Source organism: Terrabacter sp. FW104-15G4B, from assembly GCF_058790095.1.
On record NZ_JBYTCI010000018.1, the window covers coordinates 40,936 to 47,634 of the forward strand.

The following is a 6,699-nucleotide window of genomic DNA, read 5'->3' on the forward strand; positions in this document are numbered from 1 at the left end:
TCAGCCCAGCTCGCGGCACGCGCGGTAGAGGTCGGTCCACTCGCTGCGGTCCTTGACAACGGTCTCGAGGTACTCGTGCCAGACGATGCGGTCCTGGACCGGGTCCTTGACGACCGCGCCGACGAGGCCGGCCGCGACGTCGTCGGCCCGCACGACGCCGTCGCCGAAGTGGGCGGCGAGGGACAGTCCGTTGGTCATCACCGAGATGGCCTCGGCCGTCGAGAGCGTCGCGGAGGGAGACTTCACCGTCGTGCGCTGGTCTGCCGTGACGCCCGAGCGCAGCTCACGGAAGATCGTGACGACGCGCTCGATCTCGGCGAGCGACTCGAGGCCGGGCGGCAGCTCGAGGGAGCGGCCGACGGAGTCGACCCGGGTGCGGACGATCTCGACCTCCTGCTCGAGGGTGTCGGGCAGCGGCAGGACGAGGGTGTTGAAGCGGCGCTTGAGCGCCGACGACAGGTCGTTGACGCCCTTGTCGCGGTTGTTTGCGGTGGCGATGACGTTGAAGCCCTGCTGCGCCTGCACCTCCGAGTCGAGCTCGGGGATCGGAAGGTGCTTCTCGGACAGGATCGTGATCAGGGCGTCCTGCACGTCGGCCGGGATCCGGGTCAGCTCCTCGATGCGCACGAGGGTGCCCGTCTCCATGGCTCGCATGACGGGGCTCGGTACGAGGGCCCCCCGGGTCGGGCCCTCGGCGAGCAGCCGCGCGTAGTTCCAGCCGTAGCGGAGCGACTCCTCGGGCGTGCCGGCCGTGCCTTGGACGACGAGCCTCGACGAGCCGCTGACGGCAGCCGCGAGGTGCTCGCTGACCCACGTCTTCGCCGTCCCCGGGACGCCGAGGAGCAGCAGGGCGCGGTCGGTGGCGAGCGAAGCCACCGCGACCTCCATGAGCCGGCGCGACCCGAGGTACTTCGGCGTGATCTCGGTGCCGTCCTCGAGGATGCCACCGAGCAGGTACGTCGTGACGGCCCACGGCGAGAGACGCCAGCGCGGGGGCCGCGGCCGGTCGTCGGAGGCAGCCAGTGCGGTGAGCTCGGCGGCATACGCGTCCTCGGCGTGGGCGCGCAGAACCGTGGTGGGAGAAGGTGAATCGCTCATCTGAAGGCCTCGGTGATCGATCGCTTGACGGAGTGGAACTGGAGCAGGTTGCGCAGGTTGGTCGTGAGGGTCTGGTCGGCGCCGGTCGACTCGATCCAGCGTTGGAGGGGGTCGAGGGCCGCGGGGTGCAGTCCGGCGACGAGGTAGGGCATCGTCCCGCTCACGATCGTCGAGCCGGCCTGGTAGGAGCGCAGCCGGGACACGAGCGCGACGCTGAAGTCCGGGGACCACGGGGCCTCGAAGGCCGCGATGATGGAGGCGGCGTGGGGTGGCAGGTGGCTCGTCGCGTCCAGTCGGGCCAGTACGGCGCGCTCGCGGGACTCGCGGGGGAGAGCGGGCACGATCGTCGGGTCCCAGCCCCGCTCGAGCAGGGCTGCAGCCCACTCGGGGTCGCGTCGGGCCCGCACGGCACGTCGTATGCCGGCCAGCGCGTCCGTCGCCTGCGCGTCGGTGAGACGCTTGACCACGGCCGCCGGCTCGGCGCCGGCCAGCTCGGCCCAGGTCTCGAGCGGGGCGCCGACGCAGATCTGCTCGAGCCACCACCCGCGGGCCGAGCGCCGCGGTGGCGGCTTGCCCAGGCCGTCGCGGACGCCGCTCGGGTCGGGCTCGTCCGGAAGGGCCACCTCGAGGCCGCGACCGAGCAGGCCGGTGCGCCGGACGAGGGGACGCAGCCGCTCGGCCATCCGGGCGGCGCGGGCCGAGCCGGGCAGCGCGTCGAGCAGCGTCGCGGCCATCTCGCGCACGGCCCCGGCGCGGTCGTCGAGGCCGGCCTCGAGGAGCGGCTCGTCCTCCGGCCCCAGCCCGATGCGCAGGGCCTCGAGGTGGTCGCGCCGGTCGCGCGCGGGGTCCGTGGACCACGTGCCGGCCACGAGCTGGCGGGCCAGTGCCGGGTCGTCGGCGCGCACCTCGGCCAGCACCACGAGACGATCCTGCGAGGGCAGGCGAGCCCACTCCTCCAGGGTCGGAGCGGTGCCGTGGCCGTGCGACGCCGTGCGCGCCTCGGCGCCCGACGCCACGTCGGCCACCCACGACCACTCGGCGCGCAGCCCCGCGAGCCAGAGCCCGCGCTCTCCGAGCACCGCCGCCGTCGGCCGGCGCAGCTCGCGGCTCGCGGTGGCCAGCGCCAGCAGTGTCGGCAGCAGGAGGTGCGGCACCCGGCAGACGGCGTCGTCGGCGGCCCGCAGCCAGTGGACGAGCAGGGCCGTGCGCTGCTGGGCCCCCGCCGGCGGTTGCGTCATGACGAGCTCGAGCAGCTGGACGGCGCGCCGCGGGGCGGCCGGACGCCGGTCGTCGGGGGCCGGGTCCGGTGGCTCGTCCCGGTCCAGTCGCCGTCCGGCGCGAACGGCCGCCCAGCCCAGGGCAGCGGCGTCGAGCAGCGCCTGCTCCCGCTGCCCCTCGGAAGGCCGCTGATGGACGCCGGCTCGGCCGAGGTCGGGCAGGGGCGGGACCGGTCGGCGGCCCGTGCCGAGCAGCGCGGCCTTGCCGACGTCGCGCCACCACGTGTCGACGTCGCTCACAGGCCCACCACCTCGTCGTCGACGACCACGGTGAGCGGTCGCAGCCGCGACTCCTCGAGCTCGCCGAAGACCCGGCCCGGCCGGCCGCCGGTCAGGGCCAGCAGCGGCCACACGTCGGCGTCGTCGGTGAGCGCCATGCTCGACCCCTCGGAGTCGACGACGCGGTCGACGCCGACGCACAGGTCGTCCAGGATGACCGGCACCCGGCGGGCCCACGGGTTGAGGCCCCAGGCCTGCGCGGCGACGGACCGGGCGTCCTGCAGGGTCGCACCGGACGGCATACGCACGCTGTCGTCGGCCACGGCCGGCTCGTCGACGAACAGGGCGCGCCGCACCGCGGCGCCCGGGTAGCGGGCCACCGTCGCGTCGAGGCTCGAACCCACCACGCGCGCCACGGGCAGCACCTGCCCACCCGCAGCGAAGTCGAGCACCTGGAGTGTCTCGCCGGTCGCCGCGCCACGCACCCACGTGCGCTGCTGCTGCAGGCGCCCGTCGTCACTGCGGTGGGCGCCGAGAACGAGCCAGCGGTCGGTGACCGCGTCGGCCGCGCGTACGGACTCGGTGGTCATCGCCCACCCGAGGTAGGCCCGCAGGTCTCCCAGCTGCGCCTCTCCGAGCACCTCGCGCGCGGCCCACGCCCGCGTGGCCGTCCACCAGCGACCCATCGCGACAAGCAGCCGCTCGGCCCAGTCGGGTCGCCCGCTGACAGCGCCGCCGACCGAGCGCACGTCGTCGGCCAGTCCCGGCAGCTGGGCGTCGACGAGGCGCGCGGCGGTGCCGTCCCACCACGCGTAGGACTGCGAGCGCGCCGACGCCGTGCCGCTGCGGGCCAGGTCGGTGAGCCAGCGGGCGAAGTCGTCCATGCCGCCGTCCATGAGGGCGAGGCGCTCCTCGAGCCGCCTGGCCGCCGCGGCGGGGTCGGGCGTACGCGTGGGGCGGGCGGCGTCGCCCGCCGCCTTCGCCTCGGCGCGGGCCGACCGCTCGGCCGCCCACTCCTGCGCGAAGCCGGCTGCCTCGGCGGCATCGGCCACCGACCCCGCGCCGTCGACCCAGAGCAGCAGGAGTGCCAGCCCGTGCTTGCAGGGGAACTTGCGGCTGGGGCACGAGCACCGGAAGTCGGGCCCGGCGAGGTCGATGCTCACCTGGTAGGGCGTCTTGCCCGACCCCTGGCACTTGCCCCAGAGCAACGTCTCGGTCGACCCGGTGTCGGACCACGGACCCGGGCGGGCGAGCCTGCGGGCAGCAGCCAGCGACGAGGCGTCGGGGGCCAGGCCGGCCACCTGGGCTGCGGTCCATCGGGTCGATCGCGTCATGACTCGCACATCATGACCGACACGTCCCACACTCACGGGCCGACCGGCGTGTGCGGTGTCGGCGCGGACCCGCTCAGCCGTCGCCGATCGCGCTGCGCAGGCGGTCGGCGTCGCCCTCGCGGAGGAGCCGCTCGAGGTGCGCCATCACGTGGGTCCGCTCGAAGCGGCGGTGGCCGCCGGCCGTGCGGGTCGAGGGCAGCAGGCCGACGCGCGCCCAGCGCGTGACGGTGGCGGGCGAGACCCGGAAGATCCGAGCCACCTCGTACGGTGCCATGTGCTCGCTGTCGCGGTCGCTGCGGGATGAGCCTGTCGCCGCCATGGTGTCGCCCCCTGTCCCGCGCCCCCGCGCGGTCCTCGCCAACCTAGCGGCTCCGGGCGCGTCGCAGGGTCGTTGCGGCCGGATCCTTCGGGCGCACGACGGCACAGGCCGGGTGCCGGATCGCCACGCGGGCAAAGTCGGTTGCGCCTCGGCCCGCCCGACGCAGGATGGGGGTATGCCGCCCGCTGCCCTCCCGCACCCCGACACCCTCCTGGAGGTGGCGTGCGACGAGTCGGGCTCGGAGGGCGAGAAACTCGTCCGGGGCAGCACCGACACCTTCGCGCATGCGAGCGTCGACGTGTCCACGACGGCGGCCCTGGGGACGATCGAGCGGGTGCGCCTCGAGGCCCGGTCGCCCGCGACGGAGGTCAAGGCCAGCGTCGTCCTCCGCCCGCAGAACCGGCGTCTGCTCGAGTGGCTCCTGGGGGCGGACGGCCCCCTGCTGGGACGGGCCCACGTGCACCTCACGGACAAGGCGCTCCACCTGACCGGTCGGATGATCGCCCTCCTCGACGGGCTGGCCCCGGGCTCGCAGCTCGAGGCGCAGGCGAAGGCGCTGCACCGGTGGTCGACGGAGCGGGTGGGTCGGGAGGCGTGGGAGGTCGTCCTCGCGGACTTCAACGACCTGGTGCGAGCGCGCTCCCTCGACCAGGCGACGGCGAGCGCAGCAGCCCTGCGGCGGGGGTTGGCGAGGGTGGCCGGCGTGGCCACAGTCCTGGCGCACGCCGTCCCTGCCGACGCCGAGGGTCTGCTGGCGCTCGTCGCACGCGGCCGTGGCGGGCTGGACCCGATCGTGCCGGCGCTCACGGACGTCCTGCGCCACTGGGGAGCGGTCGGGCGGCCGCTCTGGATCGTGCACGACGTGCAGGCCACCCTCACGGACGCAGCGATCCGGACCGCGGTCGCCGCGTCCGCCCACGCGTCCTCCCACCTGCTCGAGGGCATCAGCTTCGTCGACTCCCAGGACGACCCAAGGGTGCAGCTCGCCGACTTCCTCGCCGGCGCCGCTCGCCGGATCGCCGCGGGGGCGCTTGCCGGGACGGCAGACCCAGGACTCGTCGAGCTGGTCGCGCCCTACGTCAGTGACCGCTCCACCTGGCTCGGTCACTGGCCCGTCACCGCGGAGCCGCCGGGCCGCACGAAGCCCGTCGTGGTGGCCGCCGCTCCTCCACTTGAACAGGACGCGAACTGCCACAACCGGTAGTTTTCGGGAGAAAGGGGGCGGCGGTGACGCCGACCCCGGCCCTTCCAGGGAAGTTGTGCAGTCATGCGAATCCCGTGGTCTCCTCGCGCCGTCCTCCCCGCCTCGCTGTTGACCGTGGCCCTGCTGATCGGGCTCCCGGTCCTCGACCCCGCAGCGTCCGGTGCCGTGCCCGCCGCCCCCCTGGAGGCGGCAGCAGCCACCACCGCGCCAGGGACCCTGACCTCGCTGCCCCCCGCCAGGCTGCTCGACACGCGGTCGGGGTTCGGCGCGCCGGCCTCGGCGGTGGCACCGTCGACCGCGGTCTCGCTGCAGGTGGCCGGTCGTGGTGGGGTGCCGTCGTCCGGGGTGTCGGCGGTGGTCCTCAACGTGACGGTGACCCAGCCGGCGACGAAGGGGTTCGTGACGGCATACGCCAGCGGTTCGGCTCGGCCGGCCTCGTCCAACCTCAACTTCGTCGCCGGGCAGACGGTGCCCAACCTCGTCGTGGCGCCGGTGGGGGCCGACGGGAGGGTGGCGCTCTACAACGGGTCGGGCGGCACGGTGCACCTGCTGGCCGACGTCTCGGGCTACTACGTCTCGGGGACGCCGACGGCGGCCGGGGCCTTCCGGTCGCTGGCACCGCAGCGGCTCCTCGACACCCGGTCGGGCGTCGGCGCTCCGGCGGCGAGGGTCGCCGCGCGTGGCGTGGTCCGCCTGCAGGTGGCCGGTCGAGGTGGGGTGCCGGCATCCGGCGTCTCGTCGGTCGTCCTCAACGTCACGGTGACCGACCCGGCCGACAAGGGTCATCTCACGGTCTACGCCGACGGCGCCGCGCGGCCCGCGACGTCCAACCTCAACTTCGTCGCCGGGCAGACGGTGCCCAACCTCGTCGTGGCGCCGGTCGGAGCCGACGGCCAGGTCGCGCTCTACAACGACTCGGCGGGCACGGTCCAGCTGCTGGCCGACGTCTCCGGCTACCACCTCGCGGGGACGCCGACGCTGGCCGGAGCCTTCCGGTCGCTCACCCCCGCCAGGCTGCTCGACACCCGGTCAGGCATCGGGGCTCCGGCCGCGGCGGTCGCGCCGTCCACCACGGTCTCGCTGCAGGTGGCCGGTCGTGGTGGGGTGCCGTCGTCCGGGGTGTCGGCGGTGGTCCTCAACGTCACGGTGACCCAGCCCGCGACGAAGGGCTTCGTGACGGCATACGCCAGCGGTTCGGCTCGGCCGGCCTCGTCCAACCTCAACTTCGTCGCCGGGCAGACGGTGCCC

At 74.8% G+C, this 6,699-nt stretch carries 6 protein-coding genes; 2 read left to right on the forward strand and 4 right to left on the reverse strand.

Features of this window, described 5'->3' with window-relative positions:
• The 4 genes from AC3WRT_RS14270 to AC3WRT_RS14285 all read right to left on the reverse strand — a co-directional run bounded on the left by AC3WRT_RS14270 (window position 1) and on the right by AC3WRT_RS14285 (window position 4,202).
• A complete protein-coding gene (locus AC3WRT_RS14270) occupies window positions 1-1,098 on the reverse strand; it encodes an ATP-binding protein (protein WP_492722963.1) in 1,098 nt (365 codons plus the stop codon).
• Window positions 1,095-2,615, reverse strand: coding sequence for a DUF5691 domain-containing protein (locus AC3WRT_RS14275; RefSeq protein WP_492722965.1), 1,521 nt, complete (start codon window positions 2,613-2,615; stop codon window positions 1,095-1,097). The genes AC3WRT_RS14270 and AC3WRT_RS14275 overlap by 4 nt, the downstream gene beginning before the upstream one ends.
• Entirely contained in the window at window positions 2,612-3,928 is a 1,317-nt protein-coding gene (locus AC3WRT_RS14280) for an SWIM zinc finger family protein (protein WP_492722967.1), read from the reverse strand. The genes AC3WRT_RS14275 and AC3WRT_RS14280 overlap by 4 nt, the downstream gene beginning before the upstream one ends.
• A gap of 73 nt (window positions 3,929-4,001) precedes the next feature.
• Window positions 4,002-4,202 (reverse strand): helix-turn-helix domain-containing protein, encoded by a 201-nt coding sequence (locus AC3WRT_RS14285; protein WP_492722969.1) that lies wholly within the window; start codon window positions 4,200-4,202, stop codon window positions 4,002-4,004.
• 220 nt (window positions 4,203-4,422) lie between these two features.
• Here AC3WRT_RS14285 and AC3WRT_RS14290 point away from each other — a divergent pair, with 220 nt between their 5' ends.
• The gene (locus AC3WRT_RS14290; RefSeq protein ID WP_492722971.1) at window positions 4,423-5,451 is read left to right on the forward strand and encodes a hypothetical protein; all 1,029 of its coding nucleotides are present in this window, start codon (window positions 4,423-4,425) and stop codon (window positions 5,449-5,451) included.
• Window positions 5,452-5,565: 114 nt separating this feature from the next.
• Window positions 5,566-6,699 (forward strand): hypothetical protein (locus AC3WRT_RS14295; RefSeq protein ID WP_492722972.1); only part of this gene is annotated, 1,134 nt, incomplete at its 3' end.